This is a genomic window from Salinirubellus salinus (genome assembly GCF_025231485.1).
In the GTDB taxonomy this organism is placed as follows: Archaea; Halobacteriota; Halobacteria; order Halobacteriales; family Haloarculaceae; genus Salinirubellus; species Salinirubellus salinus.
Window position 1 is genome coordinate 3,408,231 of sequence record NZ_CP104003.1, and the last position, 24,897, is coordinate 3,433,127.

26 protein-coding genes are annotated in these 24,897 nt (G+C 70.9%); 11 read left to right on the forward strand and 15 right to left on the reverse strand.

The features are described 5' to 3' along the window. Nucleotides 1-16: 16 nt before the first annotated feature. Both N0B31_RS17950 and N0B31_RS17955 read right to left on the reverse strand, forming a co-directional pair. Nucleotides 17-1,822 (reverse strand): SLC13 family permease, encoded by a 1,806-nt coding sequence (locus N0B31_RS17950; RefSeq protein WP_260644016.1) that lies wholly within the window; start codon nt 1,820-1,822, stop codon nt 17-19. A 109-nt stretch (nt 1,823-1,931) separates the two neighbouring features. Further along, a complete protein-coding gene (locus N0B31_RS17955) occupies nt 1,932-2,414 on the reverse strand; it encodes an Lrp/AsnC family transcriptional regulator (RefSeq protein WP_260592988.1) in 483 nt (160 codons plus the stop codon). Nucleotides 2,415-2,630: 216 nt separating this feature from the next. Here N0B31_RS17955 and N0B31_RS17960 point away from each other — a divergent pair, with 216 nt between their 5' ends. Further along, entirely contained in the window at nt 2,631-3,083 is a 453-nt protein-coding gene (locus tag N0B31_RS17960) for an NAD-binding protein (RefSeq protein ID WP_260592989.1), read from the forward strand. Next, complete coding sequence (locus N0B31_RS17965; protein ID WP_260592990.1) at nt 3,080-5,245, forward strand: amino acid permease; 2,166 nt, start codon at nt 3,080-3,082, stop codon at nt 5,243-5,245. Before N0B31_RS17960 ends, N0B31_RS17965 begins: the two co-directional genes overlap by 4 nt. A gap of 49 nt (nt 5,246-5,294) precedes the next feature. Here N0B31_RS17965 and N0B31_RS17970 read toward each other — a convergent pair whose 3' ends face one another. Continuing rightward, complete coding sequence (locus N0B31_RS17970; RefSeq protein WP_260592991.1) at nt 5,295-7,328, reverse strand: DEAD/DEAH box helicase; 2,034 nt, start codon at nt 7,326-7,328, stop codon at nt 5,295-5,297. A 95-nt stretch (nt 7,329-7,423) separates the two neighbouring features. Here N0B31_RS17970 and N0B31_RS17975 point away from each other — a divergent pair, with 95 nt between their 5' ends. After that, on the forward strand, nt 7,424-7,915 hold the full coding sequence (locus tag N0B31_RS17975) for a DUF7858 family protein (protein WP_260592992.1): 492 nt from the start codon (nt 7,424-7,426) through the stop codon (nt 7,913-7,915). Here N0B31_RS17975 and N0B31_RS17980 read toward each other — a convergent pair. Then, a complete protein-coding gene (locus N0B31_RS17980) occupies nt 7,910-8,626 on the reverse strand; it encodes a CpaE/TadZ family protein (protein WP_260592993.1) in 717 nt (238 codons plus the stop codon). The two genes, N0B31_RS17975 and N0B31_RS17980, sit on opposite strands and share 6 nt — an antisense overlap. A gap of 47 nt (nt 8,627-8,673) precedes the next feature. Then, on the reverse strand, nt 8,674-9,096 hold the full coding sequence (locus N0B31_RS17985; protein ID WP_260592994.1) for an HIT family protein: 423 nt from the start codon (nt 9,094-9,096) through the stop codon (nt 8,674-8,676). Nucleotides 9,097-9,284: 188 nt separating this feature from the next. Here N0B31_RS17985 and N0B31_RS17990 point away from each other — a divergent pair, with 188 nt between their 5' ends. After that, entirely contained in the window at nt 9,285-10,211 is a 927-nt protein-coding gene (locus N0B31_RS17990) for an amidohydrolase family protein (RefSeq protein ID WP_260592995.1), read from the forward strand. Nucleotides 10,212-10,221: 10 nt separating this feature from the next. Here N0B31_RS17990 and N0B31_RS17995 read toward each other — a convergent pair whose 3' ends face one another. Together N0B31_RS17995 and N0B31_RS18000 are read right to left on the reverse strand one after the other, a co-directional pair. Next, nucleotides 10,222-11,229 carry a threonine aldolase family protein gene (locus N0B31_RS17995; protein WP_260592996.1) on the reverse strand — a complete coding sequence of 336 codons (1,008 nt, stop codon included), beginning with the start codon at nt 11,227-11,229 and terminating at the stop codon, nt 10,222-10,224. A 43-nt stretch (nt 11,230-11,272) separates the two neighbouring features. Continuing rightward, nucleotides 11,273-12,106, reverse strand: a complete 834-nt coding sequence (locus N0B31_RS18000) for an HVO_0234 family beta-propeller protein (RefSeq protein WP_260592997.1) — start codon at nt 12,104-12,106, stop codon at nt 11,273-11,275. 118 nt (nt 12,107-12,224) lie between these two features. On the opposite strand from N0B31_RS18000, the gene N0B31_RS18005 reads away from it, so the two are divergent. After that, on the forward strand, nt 12,225-12,845 hold the full coding sequence (locus N0B31_RS18005; RefSeq protein ID WP_260592998.1) for an NADPH-dependent F420 reductase: 621 nt from the start codon (nt 12,225-12,227) through the stop codon (nt 12,843-12,845). 50 nt (nt 12,846-12,895) lie between these two features. On the opposite strand, the gene N0B31_RS18010 is transcribed toward N0B31_RS18005, so the two are convergent. Next, nucleotides 12,896-13,675: a helix-turn-helix transcriptional regulator gene (locus tag N0B31_RS18010; RefSeq protein ID WP_260592999.1), complete on the reverse strand. Its 780-nt coding sequence runs from the start codon at nt 13,673-13,675 to the stop codon at nt 12,896-12,898. A gap of 234 nt (nt 13,676-13,909) precedes the next feature. On the opposite strand from N0B31_RS18010, the gene glmM reads away from it, so the two are divergent. Continuing rightward, entirely contained in the window at nt 13,910-15,295 is a 1,386-nt protein-coding gene (gene glmM, locus N0B31_RS18015) for a phosphoglucosamine mutase (RefSeq protein WP_260593000.1), read from the forward strand. 15 nt (nt 15,296-15,310) lie between these two features. On the opposite strand, the gene eif1A is transcribed toward glmM, so the two are convergent. Next, a complete protein-coding gene (gene eif1A / locus N0B31_RS18020) occupies nt 15,311-15,598 on the reverse strand; it encodes a translation initiation factor eIF-1A (RefSeq protein ID WP_368389199.1) in 288 nt (95 codons plus the stop codon). A 96-nt stretch (nt 15,599-15,694) separates the two neighbouring features. After that, on the reverse strand, nt 15,695-16,267 hold the full coding sequence (locus N0B31_RS18025; RefSeq protein ID WP_260593001.1) for a cysteine hydrolase family protein: 573 nt from the start codon (nt 16,265-16,267) through the stop codon (nt 15,695-15,697). A 114-nt stretch (nt 16,268-16,381) separates the two neighbouring features. Between N0B31_RS18025 and N0B31_RS18030 the strand changes: the two genes are divergently transcribed. Beyond that, nucleotides 16,382-17,143 (forward strand): phosphorylase family protein, encoded by a 762-nt coding sequence (locus N0B31_RS18030; RefSeq protein WP_260593002.1) that lies wholly within the window; start codon nt 16,382-16,384, stop codon nt 17,141-17,143. 51 nt (nt 17,144-17,194) lie between these two features. On the opposite strand, the gene N0B31_RS18035 is transcribed toward N0B31_RS18030, so the two are convergent. Beyond that, nucleotides 17,195-18,775 (reverse strand): long-chain-fatty-acid--CoA ligase, encoded by a 1,581-nt coding sequence (locus N0B31_RS18035; RefSeq protein ID WP_260593003.1) that lies wholly within the window; start codon nt 18,773-18,775, stop codon nt 17,195-17,197. A gap of 159 nt (nt 18,776-18,934) precedes the next feature. On the opposite strand from N0B31_RS18035, the gene N0B31_RS18040 reads away from it, so the two are divergent. Genes N0B31_RS18040 through N0B31_RS18055 form a run of 4 tightly spaced genes read left to right on the forward strand, consistent with a single transcriptional unit; the run spans nt 18,935 to nt 22,022 of the window. Then, nucleotides 18,935-20,017 (forward strand): A24 family peptidase, encoded by a 1,083-nt coding sequence (locus N0B31_RS18040; RefSeq protein ID WP_260593004.1) that lies wholly within the window; start codon nt 18,935-18,937, stop codon nt 20,015-20,017. Nucleotides 20,018-20,060: 43 nt separating this feature from the next. Continuing rightward, the gene (locus N0B31_RS18045; RefSeq protein WP_260593005.1) at nt 20,061-20,456 is read left to right on the forward strand and encodes a hypothetical protein; all 396 of its coding nucleotides are present in this window, start codon (nt 20,061-20,063) and stop codon (nt 20,454-20,456) included. Between the two features lie 41 nt (nt 20,457-20,497). Then, the gene (hisI, locus tag N0B31_RS18050; protein ID WP_260593006.1) at nt 20,498-20,893 is read left to right on the forward strand and encodes a phosphoribosyl-AMP cyclohydrolase; all 396 of its coding nucleotides are present in this window, start codon (nt 20,498-20,500) and stop codon (nt 20,891-20,893) included. Further along, nucleotides 20,880-22,022: a DUF7118 family protein gene (locus N0B31_RS18055; RefSeq protein ID WP_260593007.1), complete on the forward strand. Its 1,143-nt coding sequence runs from the start codon at nt 20,880-20,882 to the stop codon at nt 22,020-22,022. The genes hisI and N0B31_RS18055 overlap by 14 nt, the downstream gene beginning before the upstream one ends. Before the next feature lie 49 nt (nt 22,023-22,071). On the opposite strand, the gene N0B31_RS18060 is transcribed toward N0B31_RS18055, so the two are convergent. From N0B31_RS18060 to N0B31_RS18075, 4 genes are read right to left on the reverse strand one after another with little or no spacing between them, the layout of a single operon-like run. Next, nucleotides 22,072-22,506: a hypothetical protein gene (locus tag N0B31_RS18060; protein ID WP_260593008.1), complete on the reverse strand. Its 435-nt coding sequence runs from the start codon at nt 22,504-22,506 to the stop codon at nt 22,072-22,074. Nucleotides 22,507-22,560: 54 nt separating this feature from the next. After that, nucleotides 22,561-23,610 carry a DUF7973 family transport facilitator gene (locus N0B31_RS18065; protein WP_260593009.1) on the reverse strand — a complete coding sequence of 350 codons (1,050 nt, stop codon included), beginning with the start codon at nt 23,608-23,610 and terminating at the stop codon, nt 22,561-22,563. Nucleotides 23,611-23,612: 2 nt separating this feature from the next. Further along, nucleotides 23,613-24,476 carry an arsenite methyltransferase gene (gene arsM, locus N0B31_RS18070; protein WP_260593010.1) on the reverse strand — a complete coding sequence of 288 codons (864 nt, stop codon included), beginning with the start codon at nt 24,474-24,476 and terminating at the stop codon, nt 23,613-23,615. Continuing rightward, nucleotides 24,469-24,852 carry an arsenate reductase/protein-tyrosine-phosphatase family protein gene (locus tag N0B31_RS18075; protein ID WP_260644018.1) on the reverse strand — a complete coding sequence of 128 codons (384 nt, stop codon included), beginning with the start codon at nt 24,850-24,852 and terminating at the stop codon, nt 24,469-24,471. Before N0B31_RS18075 ends, arsM begins: the two co-directional genes overlap by 8 nt. Nucleotides 24,853-24,897 lie beyond the last annotated feature (45 nt).

Here is a 24,897-nt window from a genome sequence, read left to right on the forward strand (position 1 = left end):
AAGCGTTTCGTTCCGACTACGGCGTCACACCGTACAGCCCCGCGATACCCAGCGTCGTCACCGCCGCGAACACCAGCTGGAGCGGCGTGCCCACCTTCACGTAGTCCGTGAACCGGTAGCCGCCCGGGCCGTAGACGAAGAGGTTGGTCTGGTAGCCCACCGGCGTCATGAACGCCGTACTCGCCGCGAACGTCACGGCGAGGACGAACGCGAACGGGTCGCCGCCCACCTGCAGGGCGGTCTCGAACGCGACCGGGATCATCAGGACGACGCTGGCGTTGTTGCTGATGACGTTCGTCAACAGCGCCGTGACGAGGTAGAGCACCGCGACCACGCCGAGCAGGGGGAGCGACCCGGCGCTCCCCACCACGAGGTCGGCGATGAAGTCCGCGCCGCCGGTCTCCTCCATCGCGATGCCGAGCGGGATGACGCCCGCGAGCAGGAAGATGACGTCCCACTGGATGGAGTCGTACACCTCGGTCGGCTTCAGACAGCCCGTCACGACCATCGCCACCGACCCCGCCAGCGCCGAGACGACGATGGGGAGGATGTTCAGGGCGGCGACGCCGACGACGGCCGCGACGATGCCGACGGCGACGGGGATCTTCGACTTCTGGAAGTCGGGGCGCTGGACCTCCTGGGCGACGATGAAGTTCCGGTTGGTGTTCAGCCGTTCGATGGAGTCGCTCGTCGCCTGCACCAGCAGCGTGTCGCCGACGCGGAGCTGCAGGCGGTCCATCCGCTGGCGGATGACCTCGCCGCCGCGGCGGAGTGCGAGCACCGTCGCGTCGTAGCGCTGGCGGAAGTTCGTGGAGGCGAGTGACTCGCCCGCGAGAGACGAACCGGGGGCGACGACCACCTCGACGAGGTTCTGGCCCCCCTCGGCCTGCTCCAGTTCGGCCTCGTCGACGATGACGTCGGAGACGAGGTCCAGGCCCTCGGCGTCGATGAGGTCGACGAGCGTGTCGCGGTCGGTCCGGACGGCGAAGACGTCGCCCGCCTGTATCACCTTGGGCGCAAGCGGCTCGAGGAACACCTGGTTCCCGCGGATGAGCTGGACGAGGTCGACGTCGAAGTCGGTCTCCTCCAGTCCGGTCTGGATGGTCTGGCCGACGAGTGGGGAGTCCTCGCGCACGACCACCTCGGTGAGGTAGTCGGCCATCCCGAACTCCTCGGTCAGGTCGTCCTCCGCGCGGATACGCTCGGGGAGGAGGTACCGGCCGACCGTCAGCAGGTAGACGACGCCGAAGACCGAGACGAGCGCCCCGAGCGCGGTGAACTCGAACATCGAGAACGGGCGGCCCTGGATGCGGGCGAAGATGTCCGAGGCGAGGATGTTGGTGGAGGTGCCGATGACGGTGAGCATCCCGCCGAACATCGAGGCGTACGAGAGCGGGATGAGGAGTTTCGAGGGCGAGGTCTTCCCCTCGTGGGCGAGGTCGGTCACCATCGGGAGGAGGATGGCGACGGCGGCGGTGTTGTTGATGAACCCCGAGATGGGGCCGACCAGGCCCATCGTCGCGCCGAGCTGACGGGAGACGGACTCCTTCGTGAACCGGGCGACGCGGGCCCCGAGCATCTGGACGATGCCGGTCCGCTGGACGCCGGCGCTCAGGATGAACATCGCCAGCACCGTCAGCGTCGCCGAGGAGGAGAACCCGGAGAGCCCCTCGCTGGCCGATATCTGCGTGAGGTTCAGCGGCCCGTCCGTCCCGAGGACCATCAGCGCCACCATGATGCCGATGGCGGTGACGTCGATGGGGACGGGTTCCGTCGCGAACAGCACCAGTGCCACGACGATGATGGCGAACACGACCAACATGCCGGGGGTCACTGGAGCGAGTGCCACGGGCGGAGGACGCCGCCGGGTGGCAAAAAACTCCCGGCAGGGCGCCGCCGTCCGCCCTCGTCGGTTCGGTCCCGTGGGGTCGCTACTCGTCGCCCCCCTCGTCCTCCTCGAGGAAGCCGTGGTACGGACAGACGTACTCGTCCCGGATGATCTGCTCGTCGACGATGTCGAGGCCGAGTTCGTCGAGCTCGCGCGCGATGCGGTTGAGGTCGTCGTGGGTCTGACCGATGGCGTTCACGTAGACGTTCCGCTTGCCGGTCATGATCTCGCGGACGGCGGTGACGCCGTGGACCTCGCGGGCCCGGTCGGCGAGCGCGTCGCGGTCGGTCACCGGCGCCGTACAGATGATCTTGGTGTAGAGCGGATAGCCGGCGAGGTCGTAGTCGATGTCGATGTGGTAGCCGCGGATGATGCCGCTGTCCTCGAGCTTGTTGATGCGGGTCCGGACGGTGCTCGCGGAGAGGCCGAGCCGCTCGGCGATGTCGTTCGAGGAGGTCCGACGGGCGTCCTGCTGGAGGTAGTAGAGGATCGATCGGTCCGTGGAGTCGAGTTCGCCGTCTCTCATTCGACAGCGACGGTCACGCTCGGACGGTAATCACTCTTGTCTCCCGTCGTCCGGTCGCCGCTCGTCCCGTCGCGCTCCTCCCGACCCTCCTCACCGACCGCCCTTCGAGACGGTTAGTGTGTAATAGGGCATCTAGATTGACGAACTGTCGAAGAAAGCAGGCTACTTATGGCGTTCCGTCTGCAAGTGGGGATACACACCGGACCCGACGACGACATGAGACTCAGACAGGAGCGACTCGACGGCGACTCGCGCGACGGGGCGGGCGAGTACGTCGTCCTCGGCGGCGGACGACTGGGGGCATCGATAGCGAGACGGCTTCGGGCGGCCGGCCACGCGGTCACGCTGGTCGACGAGCGACAGGACGCGACCGACCTGCCGGGCGTCTGTGGGGACCCGAGCGACCGCCGGGTGCTGGCACGGGCCGGGCTCTCCGAGCGCTCGACGGTCGTCGTGGCGACGCGACGCGACCGCCGGAACCTCCTCGTCGCACAGCTCGTGCGGACCCGGTTCGCGGTGCGAGAGGTCCTCGTGCTCGTGAACACGCCGGACCGGCGTGACCTCGTCGCGGAGACGGGGCACGAACCGGTCTGCGTGACGAGCGTCGTCTCTGAGGCCGTAACCGAGCGCCTCGACGGGCTGTCGACCGACCGGGAGCGTGCGGGATGAAGGAACTCGAACGCGACCTCGGTCTGCCGTCGGTGCTCGCCATCAGCATCGGAGCGATGATCGGTAGCGGCATCTTCATCCTGCCGGCGCTGGCGCTGGAGATCGCTGGGCCGCTCGTCGTCGTCGCCTACGCCCTCGCGGGCCTGCTGGTCGTCCCGGCCGCCCTCTCGAAGTCCGAGATGGCGACGGCGATGCCCGAGGCCGGCGGGACCTACATCTACATCGAGCGAGGGATGGGGCCGCTGCTCGGCACCGTCGCCGGCGTCGGGACGTGGTTCTCGCTCTCGTTCAAGGGAGCGCTCGCGCTCGTCGGCGGCGTGCCGTACCTCCTCCTCCTGTTCGACCTGCCGCTGAAGCCCGTCGCCATCGGGCTGGCCGGCCTGCTGATACTGGTCAACGTCGTCGGCGCGAAACAGACCGGGCGGCTCCAGCTCGCCATCGTCGTCGTGATGCTGGCGGCGCTGGGCTGGTTCACCGCCGGGAGCGTGGCCGGCGTCGAACGGGCCAACTTCGCGGGCTTCTTCGACGCCGGCGTCGGTGGCCTGCTCGCCGCCACGGGACTGGTGTTCGTCTCCTACGCAGGCGTGACCAAGGTCGCCAGCGTCGCCGAGGAGGTGGAGAACCCCGGGCGCAACATCCCGCTGGGCATCCTCGGCTCGCTCGTGTTCACGACGGTGCTGTACGTCGCCATCGTCGCCGTCCTCGTGGGCATCACGGACCCCGGCAGCGTCGCCGGGTCGCTGACGCCGGTCGCCGTCGCCGCCGAGGTCTCCCTCGGACAGGTGGGCGTGGTCGCCGTCATCCTCGCGGCCGTGCTCGCGCTGGTCTCGACGGCCAACGCCGGCATCCTCTCCTCGTCGCGCTACCCGTTCGCGATGAGCCGCGACAAGCTCGTCCCCGAGGCGCTCTCCGCGGTGGACGGACGGTTCGGGACGCCCGTCAACGCCATCACGCTGACCGGCGCGACGTTGCTGGTACTCATCGCGTTCGTCCCCATCCTCGAGATCGCGAAACTGGCGAGCGCGTTCCAGATTCTCGTGTTCGCGCTCGTCAACGTCGCCCTCATCGCCTTCCGCGAGGGGAGCGACGAGTACACCCCCGAGTTCCGCTCGCCGCTCTACCCGTGGGTGCAGGTGTTCGGCGTGGTGACGGGGCTCGCTCTGCTCACCCAGATGGGGCCGGTCGCCATCGGCGGCGCCGTCGCCATCACCGTCGGGAGCGCGCTCTGGTACCTCGCGTACGTCCGCCCGCGGGTCGACCGGGAGGGGGCCGCCACCGACGCCATCCGCCGACAGGTCGGCCGGCAGGCGCTCGGTGAGGTCGAGTCCGAGCGGCGCGCCCCGCCCCGCGAGGTGCTCGTCGCGTTCACGAAACGGGTCGACGAGTCACGCGAGCGGGCGCTCGTCTCGCTCGCGGCCGACCTCGTCCGACCGGACGACGGCCGTGTCACCGCGGTCAGGTTCGAGGAGGTGCCCGACCAGGTGCCGCTCGACGCCGCGACCGACCAGTCGGCCGCCGACCGCTCGTTCGAGCGCCGGATGGCCGCGCTCGCCGCCGACCTCGGCGTCGACGTCGAGGCCGACGAGGTGGTCAGCCACGACACCAAGCACGCGGTGGTGAACGCCGCCGCCCACCGCGGGGTCGACAGCATCGTCGCGGAACACGAACCGCTCCGACTCCGCTCGCGGCTGGTCGGTGACCCCATCGACTGGGTCGTCCGGCACGCGCCCTGTGACGTGCTGCTGGTCGACAACCGAGGCTACGACGACCCGACCGACGTCTCGCTCCTGGGTGACGGCAGCACGTTCGCCCCCGTGACGGTGAACACCGCCGAGGCCATCGCTCGGGGCGACGACGGCGAGCTCTCGCTCTGGTTCCCCGACGGGACCGGGACCGACCGGCAACGACGGACGTTCGAGGCGTACGCCGCCGAACTCTCCGGACTGCTCTCGGTCCCGGTCCGGACCCGCTGGCTCCGGACCGACGGCGGCCGACCGACCCGACCGGACCTCCTCGTGCGCCGCGGGAGCGACGACCGGCTCCACGACGCGCTGTTCGAGGACCGCGTCCCGACCCCCGGCTGTACGACGGTCACGGTCTACCCCCACGAGTCGCGTCGTCCCTCGTTCGGACGGCGACTGCTCGAACGACTCTCGCTCTGACTGGCGCTGGTCCCCATCGCTTCGGCCCCCCGGCCCCCTCGCCCGCGACTCAGTGTTCGTCCATCAACTCGACGTCCGCCACCACCTCGTAGGGGTGGCGTCCCTGCCGGATGCCGTCTAACATCACGAACGCCTCGTCGGGCGCGAGGAAGTGCCGACAGACGACGTTCCCCATCGGCGTCGGCTCCAGCCCGTCGATGAAGCCGAACTCGATGAGCTTGGCGAGCGCGTGCCGGGTCGGCACCTCGCCGACCATCCGGTCGTTGAGCGACTTCGCGCGCTTGCCCGCGACGACGAGGTTCGCCAGCGTCTCCTCGACGGCTGCCGACTCCTCGTAACGCGTGACGACGGGCTCCATCTCGCCTTTCAGCAGTCGGAACGCCGTCTCGTCCTCCGTCTCCTCCTGCGAGCTGTGGTACGTGCAGTCCGGCTCGACGAGGAGGTAGACGGTGCCCTCGTCGTGGTAGTCTGGTCGGCCGGCCCGCCCGAGCATCTGGGAGAACTCCTGTACCGTGAGCCACTCGATACCCATCGCCAGCGAGTCGAAGACGACCTGCGAGGCGGGGAAGTCGACACCGGCGGCGAGCGCCGCCGTCGTCACGACCGCGGCGAGGTCCTGGTCCGCGAACTGGCGTTCGACCTGTTTCCGCCGGCCGTAGTCGAGGCCGGCGTGGTAGGGGGCCGAGGAGTACTCCAGTTGTCGGGAGATCTCGTGACAGCGCCGGCGCGAGTTGGTGAAGATGATTGTCTGGCCGCGGTACCCCTTCGAGGACTTCGAGTCGAACGCCCGCCTGACGAGCTTGTTCTCTATCTCGGTCTTCTCGCGGCCGTCGGCGGCGAACGTGACGTGGCGCTCGATCGGGACCGGTCGCTCCTCGAACTCGATGAGCGTCGCCTCGAGCTGCTGGCTCAACTCCTCGGGGTTCCCGACCGTCGCGGAGAGGTAGATCCACTGGCTGTTCTGGTTTCGCTGTTCGGTATAGTACTTGAGCCGCGAGATGAGCCCGTCCAGCCGGTGGCCCCGTTCGTCCTCGCCCAGCGTGTGGACCTCGTCGATGACGACGGTGCCGATGTCGCCGAGGTCACGGCCGGTCCGGAGCGCGTGGTCGATCCCCTCGTACGTGCCGACGATGATGTCGGCGTTCGGGTCGAAGCGGTTGCCGTCGTCGTTGATGCGCGAGGCGCCGACGCGGATGGAGACGTTCGCGATGTCGCCGTAACGCTCCTGGAACGACTCGTGTTTCTGGTTGGCGAGGGCGACGAGGGGGACGAGGAAGAGCATCTTCCCCTCGCCCTCCAGCACGCGGTTCACGCCCGCGAGTTCGCCGATGAGGGTCTTCCCGGTCGCCGTCGCGCTCACGACCAGCTGGTCGCGGCCGTCGAGCGCGCCGTTGTCGACGGCGAGCGACTGGACCGGGAGCAGGGTGTCGAACCGGTCGCGGACCTTGCGCATCAGGTTCGGGTGCAGGTCGAGCGTCTCGACGTCGACGAGGTCCACCTCGTCGGTGGTCGCGGAGATGGTGTCGAACCGGGTGAGGTCCGGGTCGAGGTTCCCCGAGAGGAGGTTCTTGATGCGTTCGAGGTCCCCCACCTCGAGCAGGAGCTCCTCGAGTCGCTTCCGGGCGCCCGAGCGCAGGCCGCGGAACTCGGCCTCCCGCTCCAGTTCCCGCATCGCGCAGTCCGGGCAGATGAACTCCCCGTCGGCCCGGATGGCCGTCTCGTCGGTGATGGGCGCGTAGCGCCCGGCGTTCGCGCAGTACCGGCAGGTCCGGACGACCTTCGCCTCGAGCTGGTAGCCGTCGAGCAGCGCCCGGAGTTCGTCCCGTCCCCCCCGCGAGGTCTGTTCGGAGATACGGATGCGACGGGCGCGGCGCGCGATGTCGACGAACTGGTCCGGCGAGCGCAGGTCCTCGTCGTCGCCGGCCTTCACGCGGAGACGGGCCGGGCGGGGCCCGGCGTCGGTCTGCTTGACCTCGAGCGAACCGTGGAGGACCCGGCGGCCGTCGCGTTCGACGCCGACGACGTACGTCCCGTCTCGCTCGTGGAGGAACAACGTCTCCACCTCGGCGACCTGCTGTGACACGGCGACAGGTAGACCACGGGCGCACTTGACTCGCCCGATGTGCTCGACCCGTCACCCTAGATTTAAATTACACGGTTCACAAAGCGAAACGTACCGTGGGGCTCTCGGACATCGCGGCCGGTATCGAGGTGACCACCGAGCAACGCGAGCGTGGCGTGGCGAGCGTCGACGACACCGAGGCCGACCTCGCCGAACGACTGGGCGCGTACGACTCGGCGCTGCCCTGTCCGGCGAGCGCGGCGGCCACGCTCGTGGAGGCCTACGCCGGTGGGAAGTCGGTCGGTGCGGCCTCGCGGGTCGCCGGACTGGTCCCCGCCACCGGCGCGCGGGCGCTCCACCGCCTCGGCGAACCGGTCTGCCCGCTCTCGCCGGTCGAACGCGACGTGGTCCGTGACTTCCTCGACGCCCGTGTGGGTCGGACCGACGCCGTCGCGCTCGTCGGAAGCGAGACCGAGTTCGCGCTCGGCGTCTACTGCGAGACGCACGACCCGATTCCGGGCGCCGTCGAGGCGCTGGAGGGGGCGCTCGCCGTCGAACGGGCCGACCCGCTGGCCGACGCTCGGAGCGACGTGGGCGACCTGCTATAGCAGGCCGTCGAGCAGGCCGGACTCCTCGCGCTCGACCTCGACCTCGAACACCACCTCGGTGGCCTCCGCCACGCCCGTGGCGAACGCCTCGTCGTCGAACACGGCCGGCGCGTCGGCCACACCAGTCGGTCCCGCGGGGACGTGTGCGTCGGCCCGCTCGACCACCCTGCCGCCCCGGTTCGAGAGTTCGAACTCGGCGGGGGCGTCCACGTCCCGCAACCGCCCGGCCATCCGCGGGAGGGCGTCGGCCCCACGGCGCGTGTCGGGGGTCACGAGCACCCGCCGGTCGGCGGTCGTCACCGCCGCCACCGACTGGTTCGCCGCGACCGGTGGTACGTCCAGCAGGACGCGGTCGAACCGCTCGGCCGCCTCGCCCACGAGCCGCTCGAACTCACGGGCGGCGTCGGGCGTCTTTGCGCGTGCCACGCGCTCGAACGGGGCGAACGCCGGGCAGAACGCGACCCGGCCGGGGGCGTCGAAGAACGGGTCCGCCAGCCCGTCGGCCAGCGGTCGCTCCTCGGTACAGAGTGCGGTCACGTCGGGGTCGATACGGCCGGTGACGTACTGGGCCAGCCCCTGCGTCGCGTAGGCGGCGTCGAGCACGCAGACGTCCTCGCCCTCCCGAGCGAGCAGCGCGGCGAACTCCACGCACAGGCGCGTCGTCCCCGCCCCACCCGTGGCGCCGACGAGCGCCGTCGTAGTTGCGTTCACACCTCTCCTGGTGTAATTTTCGCACAAAAAGCTTCGGAATCAGGTGGCTACTGCGCGTCGCGGATGGCCTGCTGCACGTCGTCGAACGTGTCGTCGTCGAGTTCGGGTCGGGCCCAGTCCAGCGCGTGGAGCATCCCCGCCCCGTCGCCCTCCTCGCGTGGGACGATGTGGACGTGCAGGTGGGGTACCTCCTGTCCGGCCGCGGGGCCGTCGTTGACGGCGACTGTGGTGCCATCGGCGTCCACGGCGTCGCGCACGGCCGGGGTGAGTTCGGCCGCCCGCTGGAAGACGGTGGGGGCCACCTCCGGCAGGTCGGCCACCTGCTCGCCGTGTTCTTTCGGGATGACGAGCGTGTGGCCCTCGGCGAGCGGGTTCACGTCGAGGAACGCGAGCACCTCGTCGTCCTCGTAGACCGTTCGGTTGGGGATGTCGCCCGCGACGATGCTACAGAAGATGCAGTCCTCGCTCATACCGGGGTGCTCTCGCGCCGCGGGCAAGAGCGTTTCCCGCGTGCGGCTCGGGACGACTGCGGTGGCGCGCGCCGTGAGCAGCTGTCGCGGTCTCGGTTGTACCGCGAGTCGCCCGCCGACACGCCTCGTCCTCGACGAACGCCTCCTCCCACGGAACGCTCTTGTGGGCGGCCACCGACCTCCCGACGATGACACCGGAGGCCGACCCGGAACCCCACGACGCGGCCCCACAGCCGGACCCGAACGAGGCGGTCGTCCCCGACACGCCCGACACCGTGGACTCCCGATTCCGCGGTGCCACCGACTGCCACGTCCACCTGATGCCCGCCCGACTGATGGCGGCCATCCGCGACTCGCTCCACGACGTCGCCGGGTGGGAGTTCCCGCACCCCGTCGACCGCGAGTCGATGGAGGGGTTCCTCCGGGGCCACGGCGTCGCGCGCTACTGTGCGCTCCCGTACGCCCACAAGCCCGGCATCGCCGCCGACCTGAACGACTGGGTGCTCGCCCGCGCCGCCGAGTCCGAGATGTGCGTCCCGTTCGCCACCGTCCACGGCGAGGACAGGGTGGGCGAGGTGGTCCGCGACGCCTTCGAGGCGGGCGCGCGCGGCCTCAAGTTCCAGTGCCCGGTGCAGGAGTGCGGCCCCGCGGACCCGCGTCTCGACCCGGCGTTCGAACTCGCCGCCGAGTACGACCGGCCCGTCCTCTTCCACGCCGGCACCGCGCCGATGTTCGAGGACTCACCGCACGTCGGCGTCGACCAGTTCCGCACCTTCTGCGAGTCCTACCCCACGGTCCGGGCCTGCTCGGCGCACATGGGGACGTTCGAGCACGAGCAGTTCTTCGACGTCCTGCGGGACCACGAGAACGCCTACCTCGACACCTGCTTCGCGATGTCCACCGCCGCCCCGGAGTCGATGGGGTTCGACCCGGCGACGGTGCCAGACGACGTGTTCGAGGAGTTCGCCGGCCGCGTGATGTATGGGTCTGACTACCCGAACATCCCCCACGAGTACGCCGACGAGCGGTCCCACCTGCTCTCGCGTGACCTGAGCGAGGGGGCGTTCGAGGCGCTGTTCCGGGGGGCGGCCGACCGGTTCCTCGCGCTCGACTGACCCGGACCGCTCAGACCGCCCGCTCGACTGCCTCCACCGCCGCCTCCACGTCCTCCTCGCTCACGTCCCAGTGCGTGCAGAATCGCACCTGCCGGTCGTCGAACGGGACCCCGAGCACCCCCTCGTCCTCACAGCGTTCGAGGAACGACGCCGCTGGCTCGTCGAGGTCGACCAGTACGATGTTCGTCTCCGGGTCGTGCGCGGTCAGGCTGTCGATGCCGTCCAGGCCCGCTGCCAGTCGCGCGGCGTTCTCGTGGTCCTCGTGCAGGCGCTCGCGGTTCTCCAGCGCCAGCAGGCCGGGCGCGGCGATTATCCCCGCCTGCCGCATCCCGCCGCCGAACAGTTTCCGGTTGCGGTGTGCCCGCTCGACGAACGCCTCGCTCCCCGCGAGCATCGACCCGACGGGTGCCCCCAGCCCCTTCGAGAGACAGAACATCACCGAGTCCACCTCGCGGGTGAGGCGCTCGGCCGGCACGTCGAGTGCGACGGCGGCGTTGAACAGCCGCGCCCCGTCGAGGTGGACCGCCACGTCGTGTTCGTGGGCCGCCGCCGCGGCGTCGTCAATGTGGTCGGCCGCGATGGCCGTCCCGCCCTTCGAGTTGTGCGTGTTCTCGAGACAGAGCAACTCGGTCCCGGGCCGGTGGTCGCTGTGTTCGACGTAGCCCTCGTGGACCGCCTCGGGTTCGACGACGCCGCGCTCGCCCCCGTCGATGGTCCGGGCCTGCACGCCCGAGTGCTGGGCGATGCCGCCGAGTTCCCACTTGTAGACGTGGCTCTCGCGCTCGCAGAGCAGTTCGGCCCCCCGGTTCGTGTGGGTCCGCACCGCGATCTGGTTCCCCATCGTCCCCGTCGGGACGTAGAGGGCCGCCTCCATCCCGACGAGGTCGGCCGCCCGACGTTCGAGTTCGTTCACCGTCGGATCCTCGCCGTAGACGTCGTCGCCCACCTCGGCGTCGCGGGCCGCCTCGCGCATCGCCTCGTCCGGCTGGGTCACCGTGTCCGAGCGCAGGTCTATCATGCCCGGTCGTTCCGGGCCGAGCGACAAGAAGCGAGTGGTCGGGCTACGCCGTCCGTGGCACCACCGCCAGCGCCCGCACGTCGGGCATCCCCAGCGTCCGGTCGCGCCACACCGACTCGGCGGGGTCGAACGCCCAGAGTGTCCCCTCGCGGGTGACGGCGTAGGTCGTCTCGGCGTGGGCGATGTCGACGACCTCGCCGGGCACGTCGACCGGCGTCCAGTCCGCGTCCAGTCCCTCGCCGCCCCGCTCGTACAGTACCTCCCCCGCCGCGTGTGCCCGCTCGCCGGTATCGTCGCTCGAGACCACGCGGAACCCACCCGCCGCCGACTCGACGGCACGCATCCAGCCGTTGCCGAGGTAGTAGAGGCCGTCGTCTGTGGCGGCCAGCGGCGTTCCGGCGGCGTCGACGTCGCGGGCGCCCGGCAATCCGAGCGGCGTCCCGTCGAGGCGGTGGACGCCCCCCGCGGCAGCCACGAGGTCCGCGTCGAGCGCTCTGACGCCCCCGAGTTCGGCCGTCGTCTCCCACGCCCCGTCGACGTACCGGGCGATACGGCCCCCGTCGCTGGCCGTCGGGCCACCACGGGCGGAGACGGCCACCGCGGGACCGAAGCCGGTGGCCTCGAACGTCACGTCCCCCTCCGCGCCGTCGGCGACCCCGAGCAGCACGTCCTCGTCGGTCGCGACGACGAGGACGCCGTCGCTGGCGGCCACGTCTCGCACGTCGCCACGGTGGACGAGGCCGAACTCGCCGACCAGCGCGTCCGATACCGATACGCGAAGGAGCCCGACCCCGCAGGCGACGAACAGCTCCGTCTCGGCCTGCTTCGCCCCGTACACCCGTTTCTCGTCGAGGGTGATGTCCTTCTCGGCGCTCATGCTCTGGCGTCCAGTACGGTGGGGCAAAGGCCTACCGGCCACCTCCGACCGAGTCCCACCCCCGCCCACCGTGCTGTCGACAGTGCGAGTTATCTCTCGGAACGACGTTCAGCCCGGCATGGAGATCGGCATCGTCGGCACAGGGAGCGTCGGGCGCGCGCTGGGGACCGGGTTCACGCGGGCGGGACACACCGTCCGGTTCGGCACCCGCCTCCCCGACCGGGAGGACGTCCGGGAACTCGTCGCGTCGGTCGCGGGGAGCGAGGCCGGTCCCGTCGCGTGGGCCGCCGAGGCTCCCGTCCTCGTCCTCGGGGTCCCCGCCGACAGCGTCACGGCCATCCTCGACGGCCTCGACTACGACGGCGTCCTCGTGGACCCGACGAACCGCTACCCGACCGCGGGCGAGGAGAGCCAGTATGACGTCGTCTCCCGACTCGCGCCCGACGCGCGTGTCGTGAAGGCGTTCAACACCCTCGGCGCGGAGGTGATGACCGACCCCGACTTCGACGGGGTGGCGGCGACGATGCTCGTCGCCGGCGAGGACGTGGCCGCGAAGGAGACGGTCATCGGACTGGCCGCGGACCTCGGGTTCCACCCACTGGACGCCGGCGACGGCAGCGCGGCCCCATCGCTCGAGGACCTCGCACGGCTCTGGATCCGGCTGGCAGTCACGGGGTCGGGCCCGGCGAGCGACCACGAACTGGGCCGCGAGTTCGCGTTCGTCGTCCACGCGCGCTGAACCGGCGGACGGAAGAAGCGGTAGGGGCGGCGCGTGAGCGACGGTGCCGCTCAGGCGTCGCTCGTGACGGCCTCGGCGTCCTCTCGGAACCGGTCGTACTGCCGGACGGCCCAGTCGTAGGCCGCGGGCGCCCCGCTCACGAGCATCCCACGGAGCGAGCCGCCGTCGCCGTAGGTGAACAGGCACGCCAGCCCCGTGTCCTCGGTGACGAGCAGGCCGAACGGGAGTTCGCCGTCGGTCGCCCGCAGCGAGAAGTCGGGGTCGTCGACGGCGTCGTCGAACCGGGCGTACGAGCGGAGCGGTTCGACGGCCGGGCGCTCGACGAGCAGTTCGACGTCGAGGCCGTCGTCCTCGACGCGCTCGTGTATCTGCTGCATGTACCGCGGGACGGCGATGGGCGAGAGACAGCGGTAGTCGTACGAGGCCTCCGAGATGCGCTCCATCTGGGCGAACGGCCGCTCGGGGGCGTAGCGGTCGGCCGTGTAGACGCGGCCCCGCTCGGCGAACGCCAGCGGGACCAGCAGCGACTCCGGCAGTTCGTTCAGCACGGGTGCGGCTGCCGCCAGCTGGTCCCGCCGGGCGACGTAGTCGTCGTGCTGGCGCCGGAGGAGCCGGCCGTACTGGGTGAGGTGGTAGCGGCCGCCGTCGCCCTCGCGGACGAGGTCCGCGGCCTCCAGCTCCCGGAGCGCCTTGTAGACGGTCGACCGTGAGACGGAGACGGCGTCACGGAGGTCACGCTGGTCGAGAGGGCCGGCGGCGAGCGCGGTCAGCACGTCCCCGCGACGCTCGGCCACGGACGCCCGTCGCGTGTTCGTCGTCTCCGGGTCCATACCGACGACGTGGCAGCGGACGCGGCATAGGCGTTTTCCCTCCTCGGACGTGTCCGAGGGTGCGAACGACCGTTCGGGGCACCGAACGCTCTTCGAGAGATGAAGGCAAGGGCCTGCCGTCCATCGGTTCGGGTGCGAACCGGGGGCCGCCCTCCCCCGCTTCGGCCCTCCACTCTTCGCCTCCTTCCCTGCCGTCCGGAACGGCTTTCAGCGTGCCGAACCCACCGACGCTCGATGGAGATATTCGGGTCCAGCGGCGTCCGTGGGGTCGTCGGGGAGGAGATGACGCCCGAGTTCGTCACGCGCGTGGCTCGGGCGGCGGGCGCGACGTTCCGGGCGGACGGCGAGCGCGTGGTGGCGCTCGGCCGCGACACCAGACGGACCGGCCCGATGCTGACCGACGCCGCCGCCGCCGGCCTCGCCGCCGTCGGCTGTGACGTGCGACGACTCGACGTGATCCCCACCCCCGGCCTGCAGGCCTACTGCGACGCCGAGGCCGTCCCCGCGATGATGGTGACGGCGAGCCACAACCCGCCGGCGTACAACGGCGTGAAACTCGTCGGCGCCGACGGCTGTGAACTCTCGCGGGCCGCACTCGAACGCGTCGAGGAGCGACTCCTCGCCGGTCACGCCGACACCGCCGCCAGCGACGATCGGGTCGACTGGGCCACGGTCGGCGAGGTCGAACGGGTCGACGGCGCCCGGCGACGCTACGTCGACGAACTGCTCCGTTCGGTCGACCGCGAACGCATCGCCGACGCCGACCTGACCGTGGCGCTGGACCCCGGCCACGGCGCGGGTGCGCTCACCTCTCCCGACTTCTTCCGCCGACTCGGCTGTCGCGTCGTCACCGTCAACGCCCAGCCCGACGGCCACTTCCCCGGCCGCGACCCGGAGCCCGTCGCCGCGAACCTCCCGGACCTCGGCGCCCTCGTCCGTGCGGCCGGCGCGGACGTGGGTATCGCCCACGACGGCGACGCGGACCGTGCGGTGTTCTTCGACGAGACGGGGAGCTACCTCGAGGGGGACGCCACGCTCGCGGCGCTCGCCGCCGCCAACCTCGAACCGGGCGACGCCACCGTCTCGGCGGTGAACGTCTCCCAGCGGCTCGTCGACGTGGCCGAGGAGTGTGGCGCAGACCTCAAACTCACGCCCATCGGGTCGACCCACATCGTCACGCGCATCCGCGAGTTGCGTGCCGAGGGGCGCTCGGTCCCGGTCGCCGGCGAGGGCAACGGCGGGGTGCTGTTCCCGCCCTACCGGCTCACCCGCGACGGCGCCTACACCGCCGCCCGGTTCCTCGAACTGCTGGCCGACCGCCCCGCCAGCGAGGTGGTCGAACCCCACACCGGCTACGAGAACGTCCGGCTCAACCTCCACTACGACGACGTGGAGGAACGCGCCGCGATGCTCGGGGCCGCCGAGGCACACGCGGCCGACGCGGACGCCGAGCTGAACACCATCGACGGCTACCGACTCGACTTCGGCGACGCGTGGGTGCTCGCGCGCCCCTCGGGGACCGAACCGCTGGTGCGGGTGTACGCCGAGGCGAAGTCACGCGACCGGGCGGAGACGCTCGCGGGAGCGCTCGAGGCCGCGATGCTGGCGGCGCGGGAGTAAGAGAAACGGTCGGCTCTACTGGATGTGGCCTTCGCGTCGGAGCTGGTCCGCGTCCTGGCCGGTGTAGCGCCACTCGATGTTGCCCTTCTCGTCCTGCCAGTCCCACGGCTCGATGATGACCACGTCGCCCTCGTTGATCCAGGTGCGGTACTTCATGCGGCCGGGGATGCGGCCCATCCGGTTCTTGCCGTCCTCACACTGCACGCGGACGTGGTTCCCACCGTTGTGCTCTGTCACCACACCGAACAGCTCGTCGTCGTTGGGCATCCGGAGGTTCCGGCGGCCCTGTTCCTCTTCGCTCATGGAAGTGTATACGCGGTCACGCCGGATAAACCATCGGAAACCCTCGCCGGTTTTCGCCCCGCCGTGGTGCGGTATCGCGTGTCACGACCCCCGTCGTCAGCCCGTAGCGACGGCCTCGAGCGCGCTCCGGACGTCGGCCGCCGTCGCCACCGTCGCGAACTCCCCCGAGAGGTGCGCCAGCGCCACCCGGTGTGAGGTCTCGGCGTCGATCCGCTCGCCGTCGAACGAGCGGTCGAACGTCGCCATCGCGTCGCGCACCACGACCACGTCGAACCCGAGGTTCTCGGCCATCCGCGCGGTCGTCGAGACGCAGTGGTCCGTCGTCAGCCCCACGAGCACCACCGTCCCCACGTCCGCCCGGTGGAGGCGGTTCTCGAGGTCCGTCCCGACGAACGCGCTGTTGACCCGCTTGGTGAGGACGGCTTCGCCCTCGCGGGGCGCACACTCCGGCTTCGGCTCGGTCCCGTGGTCCGTATCGGGCCGGAGCGGCGACCCCTCCTCGGTGGAGTGGTGGTGGACGTGGAACACCGGTCGGTCGGCCTCGCGGAACGCCGCGAGCACCGCCGCGGCCCGCGCCTCGGCCTCGGGGTTGTTGCGCTCACCCCACGCCGGGTCGTCGAACCCCCGCTGGATGTCGACGAGGACGAGGGCGGCGTCTGTGAGGTCCATAGCGGGGCTAGCCGGTGGGCGAGTATAAGCGTGGTCGGTCGGGTCGCTGGTCCCCCGGAAGTCGCACCACGAGGGCGGAGAAGGACTTTGACGGGGCGAACCGAACGCGGGGTCGTGATTCCCAACTACGAGGACAAGTACGACGCCGACGCCGTGTTCTCACCGACGGAGGTGGTCGGGATGGGGCGTGAGGGACTCCCGGACGTTCCGCCAGCCGTGATCCTCGGCTACCAGCCGAAACTCACCGAGTTCGTCGAACAGCGGGCCGACTCGCCGGTCGAGATCGTCCGTTCGCAGCACCTGTACCCGGTGACGGAGACGGTCGGGTACGTCCCCGTCCACGAGTGGGGAACCGCTGCGCCCATCTCGGCGATGGTCACGGAGAACGTCGTCGCAGCGGGTGCCGAGGCCGTCATCCTGCTGGGTGGTGGCGCGGGACTGCGAACGGACATCCCAGCCGGTGCGGCCATCCTCCCCACCGACGCCATCCGTGACGAGGGGGTCTCCTACCACTACGTCCCCGACGGGGAGGCGGTGACACCGACGGCGTCGCTCGTCGACGGTCTGGACGACGCCCTCTCGGCGGCGGGCTTCGACACGCGCCGCGGGCCGACGTGGACGACGAGCGCCTTCTACCGCGAGACCGTCCCCGAGATCAGCGCGTACGGCGACGACGGCGTCCTCACGCTGGACATGGAGTCCGCGGCGATCTGGGCGGTGTGTCGGTACCGCGGCGTCGACACCGCGTCCGTCCACGAGCTGAGTGGCGTCTTCACACCCGAGGAGTGGCAGCCGGCGACCGAGAACGACCGGGACGTGACGGAGATGTTCGAGCCGTGCGTGGCCGCACTGGAGCCCCACGTGGCCGACACGTAGCCGGCGGGACCGAAGCGGTCGAGGGCGACGGGCGAACCGGAACGGACGGTGTCACGCGACGGGGTCGCCGTGTGCCTCCCGGAGTTCGACCTTGCGGATCTTCCCCGTGGACGTCTCGGGGAGGCCGTCGACGAACTCGACCACGGTCGGGCACTTGAAGTGCGCGAGGTTGTCGCGGGCGAACTCGACGACCCCCTCCTCGGTGAGGTCGGCGCCGTCGGCGGCCACGACGATGGCCTTGGGGGTCTCACCCCACTTCTCGTGGGGGACGCCGATGACGGCGACGCGCTCGACGTCGGGATGGTCGTAGAGGGCGTTCTCGACCTCGACGCTGGAGATGTTCTCGCCGCCGCTGATGATGACGTCCTTCTTGCGGTCCTTGATGGAGATCATCTCGCGTTCGTCCATGGTGGCGAAGTCGCCGGTGTGGAACCACCCCTCCACCCGGTCGTTGAATGCTTCGTGGGTCCGCTCGGGCTTGTTCCAGTAGCGGTCCATGACCTGGTTGCCGCGGACGACGATCTCGCCCATCGTCTCGTCGTCGCGCGGGACGTCCTCGCCGTCCGCGTCGACGACGCGCACCTCGGTCCCGAGCATGGCGTGGCCCTGCCGGGTCTTGACCGTGAAGCGACCCTCGCTCTCGATCCGCCGCGGCGAGTTGCTCGTCGTGATCAGCGGGCCGGTCTCGGTCAGCCCGTAGACGTGCAGGATGTTCCAGCCGAGTTCGTCCTCGACGGTCCGGATGGTGGCCTCGGGCGGCGGGCTGGCCGCGGTCGCGATCCTGACCGGCTTGTCCCCGGTCGCCGCGATGTCGTGGGACTTGTAGTGGTCGATCATCGACTCGAGGACCGTCGGTGCGCCACAGAGGTAGGTCACGTCGTGGGCGTGGATGCGCTCGAAGGCGCCTCCGGCGTCGAAGTGGCGCTGGCAGACGTGCGTCCCGCCGACGCCGGTGATGATGTAGGGGTAGCCCCACCCGTTGACGTGGAACATCGGGAGCGTCCAGAGGTAGGCGTCGTCGTCGGTGATGTCGGTGTGGTGCGCGGCGACCAGCGCGTGCCAGTGTTCCGTGCGGTGGGTCCGGACCACGCCCTTCGGGTCGCCGGTCGTCCCGCTCGTGTAGTTGATGGTCGCGGGGTCGTCCTCGGAGACGTCGGCTCGCTCCACCGCGTCGGGGTCGGCCCCCTCCAGGAGTGACTCGTAGTCGAGCCAGTCGCCGTCGACGCGGTCGGCCGGGTTGGCGACGAACGCCGTGGCGGGGACCTCGCCGCGGATCTCCTCGACCTTCTCGGCGTACTCGTGGTCGGCGACGACCGCCCGGGCCCCACAGTCGTCGAGGATGTACTCGTAGTCCTCGGCGATGAGTCGGTAGTTGAGCGGGACCGAGATGGCCCCGAGGACGTTGACCGCGAACAGCGTCTCCAGGAACCAGTGGGTGTTCGGCGAGAGCAGCGCCACGCGGTCGCCCGCCTCGATGCCGAGCTCCGAGAGCGCCGCCGCCGCACGGTCGACGCGCTCGCCGAACTCGGCGTAGGTGTACTCGGTCCCGTCGTGGGCGATCACGCCGACGGCGTCGCCGTAGACGTCTACCCCCCTGTCGAGGAAGTCCAACGTCGTCATCGGTCGGTTCATGCCGTGTCAAGACGTACCTGTGAGACGTAAAGTTTTTTCTCCGCCGTGGAATCGACCACGGGAGACTCGCGGGGAACAGGCACCAGCGGACGAGGGCGGGTGGGTCCGCGCTCCAACTCCCTCGAAACCACTATCCCCACGGACTGAACATACGACGGCGTGTTGCTCGACGCGCTGCTCCGGTCGTCCACCGCCGATCTCCTGCGGCTGCTCGCCGTCCCCGCGTTCGCGTGGGCTGCCTACCGTGACGTCCGGACCCGGCGGGTCCCGAACCGGCTCTGGGTCCCCCTCGCCGCCCTCGGCGTCCTCACCCTCGCGCTCGACTTCTCGACCGGGCTCCCCGCCGACCCGTTCGACCGCCAACTCGTCTACCTCCGCGTCGGGGTGAGCGTCGCGATGGTCGCCCCGCTGGGCTACATCTTCTACCGTATCGGCGGCTTCGGCGGCGCCGACGCGAAGGCCGTCCTCGTGCTCGCGCTGCTGTTCCCACTCTACCCGGTCTACTTCCTGCCGGACGCGGCGCTCCCGATACACGACGCCACGCTCGGAGTGTTCTCGCTCACGGTCTTCTCGAACACCGTCATCGCGGGGGTGCTCTACCCCGTCGCGCTCTCGGTCCGGAACCTCCTCTCCGGGAAGGTCGGGCTCCCGATGGTCATCGGGACGCCGGTGGCCGTCCCGCGACTCGCCACCGCCTACGGGAGCCTGCTGGAGACGCCCGACGGCTACACCCGGTCGGGACTGGACATCGACGCGCTCCGGATGTACCTCCGCTGGCGGGGGCTGACGCTCTCGGAGGTGCGCGCCGACCCCGAACGGTACCGCGACCCCCGCTCGCTCCCGGAGACGTTCGGGGACCCGGGCGACGGCGCGGTGGAGGACGGGGCACCCATCGCAGACGGGGGTGAGCGGACCGGCGGTTCGCGATCCTCGATGGACGAACGGAGTGAGTCCATCGGTGGTGAGCCCAGTGAGCGAAGCGAGCGAGGCGAGGGAACGCCCGCCGTCACCCGCGTCGACTGGTGGGGTGCCGAGGCGTTCCTCGAGGACATCGACGGCACCGCCTACGGCACCACGCCGACCAAACTCCGCGGGGGCCTCGACGTGGTCGCCCACGAGGACGAGGTGTGGATAACGCCGGGCATCCCGTTCATCGTCCCGATGTTCGTGGGACTGGTGCTGGCGCTGACCTACGGCGACGTGCTGTTCGTCCTGTTGCAGGCGACCGGACTGGTGCCGTAGTCGCGGGCCGAACGCTCTTTGCCGCCGCCCGAGCACGTGACCCATGGTCACCCTCTCCTCGCCCGGTCCTCGCCGCCTCGTCGGGGTCGTCGTCGGCCTCGCGGTGGCGGTCGGCCTCCACGAACTGCTCGTCGCCGACCTCGCCCTCGCCGTCGTGACGGGGGGCTGCTGGGGTGGTGGCGTCGCGCTGACGCTCCGGCACCTCGACTCGCCGATGGGGGCCTCGAGCGGTGGCTGGTCGGTCGCTCGCTGGAGCGGCGCGTTCGCCGGGACGCTGACGCTCGCCGCGACGCTCGGCATCTCGCCGTCGCTCCACGTCCCGTCTGACCTCCGGTTCGCAATCTCCCTGCTCGTCGTCGGCTTCGGCGTGCTGGCGTTCAACCTCGGTGGGGCGATGGTGCTGGACGCCACGCCCGAGGCCGGAGACGGCGGGGCGTAGCCGACAAAAGGCCTATCGGCCACGCCCGCCTCTCCCCGCCAATGACCGAGACGCACGCGGGCGAGGCCACCGAGACGGGCGTCGACCTCGCGTTCGACGAGCAGGGACTCCTCCCGGCCGTCGCGCAGGACGCCGAGAGCGGCGAGGTGCTGATGCTCGCCTACGTGAACCGCGAGGCGCTCGCCCGGACCCGCGAGACGGGCGAGGCGCACTACTACTCCCGCTCGCGCGAGGAGCTCTGGCACAAGGGCGCGAGTTCGGGGCACACGCAGGCCGTCGAGGAGGTCCGGGTGGACTGCGACGGCGACACCCTGCTCTACCTCGTCGAACAGGACGGCGGCGCCTGTCACACCGGCTACCGCTCGTGTTTCTACCGGACCGTCGACGGCGAGACGGTCGGCGAGAAGGTGTTCGACCCCGACGATGTCTACGAGTGAGCACGCCACCGCGCCGGACGTGAGCGACCTCGCCGCCGACCTGCGCGAGGCCGGCGAGCGACGCGCCGACCTCGAAGCCCGCGTCAAGGAGCGCGGCGAGACCCGCCTCGAACGGCTGGCCGACGCCTACCGCGGCGCCGAGCGACTGCTCGACCGCTACGAGGACCGGGCCACAGACTACGACGACTTCGCCGGTTTCGTTGAGTTCCAGGACGCGTTCGTCGAGTTCGTCGAGGGGCTGGACGACGACCTGCCCGAGCGCGAGGCGTTCGAGGCCGCCGACGAGACGTTCCAGAAGTCCCGGCTCACCGAGGAGGACTTCGAGGCGGCCCGCGAGGCGCTCGCCCCCGCCCGCGAGGCTGCCACGCTGCTGGACCGCTACCGCGAGGCACGCGAGCGGTTCGGCGAGCGTCGACACGAGGCCCGCCAGCGCGCCGACGAACTGGACGAGCGCTGCGAGGAACTCGAGGGACTGCTCGCACTGGGCGCGACGGACCTCGACGTGCCCGTCGAGGAGTTGCGCGAGCCCGTCGAGGCGTACAACGCGTCGGTCCGCGAGGCGTTCAAGCAGTTCCGCCGGGAGAAGTCGGCCCGCGAACTCCTCTCGCTGGTCGACGAGGCCGCCGACCGGCCGTTCGTCGACTTCCGCGCCCCGCCGACCCGCCTGCTGGAGTACGTCCGCGAGAGCGAGGTGGGCGAGGAGCCGGTGACGACACTGCTCGAGTACGCCGACTACTCCAACCAGAAGCTGGGCCACTACGTCGAGGCGCCACACGAACTCCAGCGACACGTCGCCACCAACCGGAGCTACCTCGACCGACTCGACGGCGAGCCGCTGACGTTCGCGTGGCCCCCGCGACCCGCCTCGGAGGTGGAGTTCCGGGCCAAGGAGTACCAGCGCGTCCTCGGCGGGTTCGCGCCGGACGAGACGGTGGCTCGCCTGCGCGAGGTACGCGACGCGGCCCGCGACGCCGAGCGCTACGGCGACCTGCGCGAGGCCGCGCACGTGCTCGACCGACTCGGCGACGGGGAGCGCGAGCGGCTCGAAGACGGGTCGCTGGCCCGCGAACTGGCCGAGACCAGAGTCGCCCGCGACGAACTTCGCGAGGCGCTCGCGGCCGTCGACTGACTGGCGGCTGCGGACCGACCCGCGTGCGTCGGCCGCACCACCGACCGACTCACTCCGCGTCCGCCTGCGAGACGCTCACGACCGTCGCCCGGTCGCCGCTCTCGGAGTACGAGAGCGAGGCCGTGTCGCCCAGCCCGAGGCTGTTGAAGTCCCCCCGTGACACCCGCGGCCTGCGGGCCGGTTCACAGCACTCGTGACGGACCCGGTACTGCACGTCGCGGTACCGGCGCAGGAGGTCGCGGTGGAGGTCCTGCGAGACGAAGACGCGCCCCTCCGTCGGGAACTGGTCCTCGTGTTCCGGCGCCACCTGCCGGTCGCCCTCGACGGTCTCGATGAAGAGGTTCCCCGTCGACGTGTCGGTGACGCGGACGACGAACTTCCCGGTGATGGGCCCCCGCTCGGCGAGGCCGAGCGTGGTCAGACAGCCGGCACTCCCGACGACGGTGCCGGTGGCGAGGGAGGCGAGGAGGGCGCGACGGCGCATACCGACCGTAGGTGGGGTCGATGATTGTGCCTTGTGGTCGCAGGGCCAGTCGGCTCAGGGGAGCGGTACCCACACCGCCGACGGGAGGACCCCCGCGATGGCGAGCAGCCCGAGACACAGTGATGTGACGACGATGCTCGCGGCCGGGGGGTCGAGGTGCGTCTCCGCGTGGGCGTAGAGGACGCGCTGTGACACCTCGCCGAACAGCGCCCCGAGGACGCCGAACCCGGCCCCGACGAGCAACGCGACCGACAGCGGCACCGTCCCCGCGACGAGCGTCGGTGTCAGCGCCCCGACCGGCGCGTCGACCAGCGCCAGCACCGCCGTGCTGGCCGGGAGCGAGATGTGGTGTGTCACCGGTATCTCGGCCACGCCCGCGTTGACGAACACCAGCGCGACGACGCTGATACCGAACGCGAGGAACGGACTCGCCGTGAGCCACGCCACGTACGCCCCGAGGACGCCGACGACCACCCCGAGCGTCAGGACGTTCCCCCACCGGTACTGGTAGGGGAGCCACGGTTCGACCCGGCGCCCGCCGTCGGCGACCGGTTCCTCACCGCCGGTCGTCCGGCGCTCGAACGGCCCCATGTCGAACCACTGGCTCGGCCGCGCACCGACGAGGCTGTAGCCGAACGCGAGGCGGTGTGCGAACGCCGACCCGACCACACCCAGTGCGACGGGGTCGACCGGAATCGCCAGACTGGCCGAGAGCGTGGCGATCCAGTAGCCGACGACGCCGAACAGCCCCCCGACGGCGAGGACGTCGGGCTCGCTCCCGAGGCCGCGGGTCACCTCCTTCGCCTGGTGGTAGTCGAAGTCGGTGTCGAGGTAGCCCCGCTTCGTCGCGTAGGCCAGCGCCGCCGCTCCCCCACCGAACGCGACGTGGGGACCCAGCACGACGCCGAAGGCGACCGACCCCGTGATGTCGACCGGGAGCGTCTCCGCACCCAGCGTCTTCCCCACGAGTCGGTAGAGTTCGCCGACGACGACCAGCAGCCCCGCGAGCGAGAACGAGGGGAGTGCCCCGACGCTCGCGCCGAACGCGCCGCCCGCGAACGCTGCCAGCAGCATCCCGACCGCCCACAGCTCCGAGACGGCCACGGTCAGGCTCCCTCGCCGCGCTCCGCGTGCGGCTTCCGGGCGGTGATGGCCGCCGAGACGAGGAACGCACTCGGGTCCCGGTCGTCGTCCCACTCCCGGACGAACCGGTCACTGTCGTCCTTCGGGGTGACCTCGACGTCCTCGAACCCGGCGTCCGCCAGCAGCTCCTCCAGCCGGCCGATGGTGGAGGCACCGGCCACGCAGGCCGCGACCGAGTCTGGGTCGGCGCGCACGTCGTCGGGCACCGGTGCCGTCAGCACCACGTCGGAGATGGCGAGTCTGCCCCCAGCCCGGAGGGCGCGGAAGGCTTCCCGGAACACCTGCGCCTCGTCCGGCGAGAGGTTCACCACGCAGTTGGAGATGACGACGTCCACGGTGCCGTCGGCGACCGGGAGGTGTTCGATCTCCCCGAGGCGGAACTCCACGTTCTCGCTCTCGTTCGCGGCGGCGTTCGCCCGCGCCTGCTCGACCATCTCGGGGGTCATGTCGACGCCGACGACGCGGCCCGCCTCGCCCACCTCCTGGGCGGCGAGGAAGCAGTCGAAGCCCGCACCGGAGCCGAGGTCGAGGACGCTTTCACCGGGAGCGAGCGAGGCGAGCGCCTTCGGGTTCCCACAGCCGAGGCCGAGGTTCGCCCCCGCCTCGACGCTGTCGAGGTCGTCCGTCGAGTAGCCGAGCAGTTCGCCCCGTTCGCGGGTCCCCTCGCCGCCCGGCGCGGCCGCCGGGTCACAGCACGCCGCACTCGAACAGCAGTCCTCCCCGTCGTCGCTGGTCGCGATGGCGCCGTACCGCTCGCGGACGAGCCGGCGCTGCGTCTCGGGAGCGAGCGCAGCGCCCGAGTCACCCTCCGAGCCGGACTCAGGCACTCGGCAGCACCTCCCGTTCGATCTCGTCGAAGAGGGCGCTCACACGCGCCCGAACCTCGTCACGAATCTCGCGGACCTCGTCGAGCGGCCGTCCGTCGGGGTCGGCCAGTGCCCAGTCGCGGACGTCGACCTCGGACGCATCGGCGTCGAGTTCCAGTGTCGAACAGCCCATCGTGGCGACGTAGTCGCACGACTCGAGTTCCTCGGTGGCTATCTCCCGGGGGACGTTCCCGGAGAGGTCGAACCCCGCCTCGCCCATCACGGTGACGACCGCCTCGTGGACGTGGTCTGCCGGGTGCGTCCCGCCGGTCAGTATCTCGACGATGTCGGTGAGGCCCCGGGCGTCGCGCTCGGCCTCGGCGAACGCGGTCGACATCTGCGAGCGGCCGGCGTTCTGGACACACACGAACGCGACGCGGAC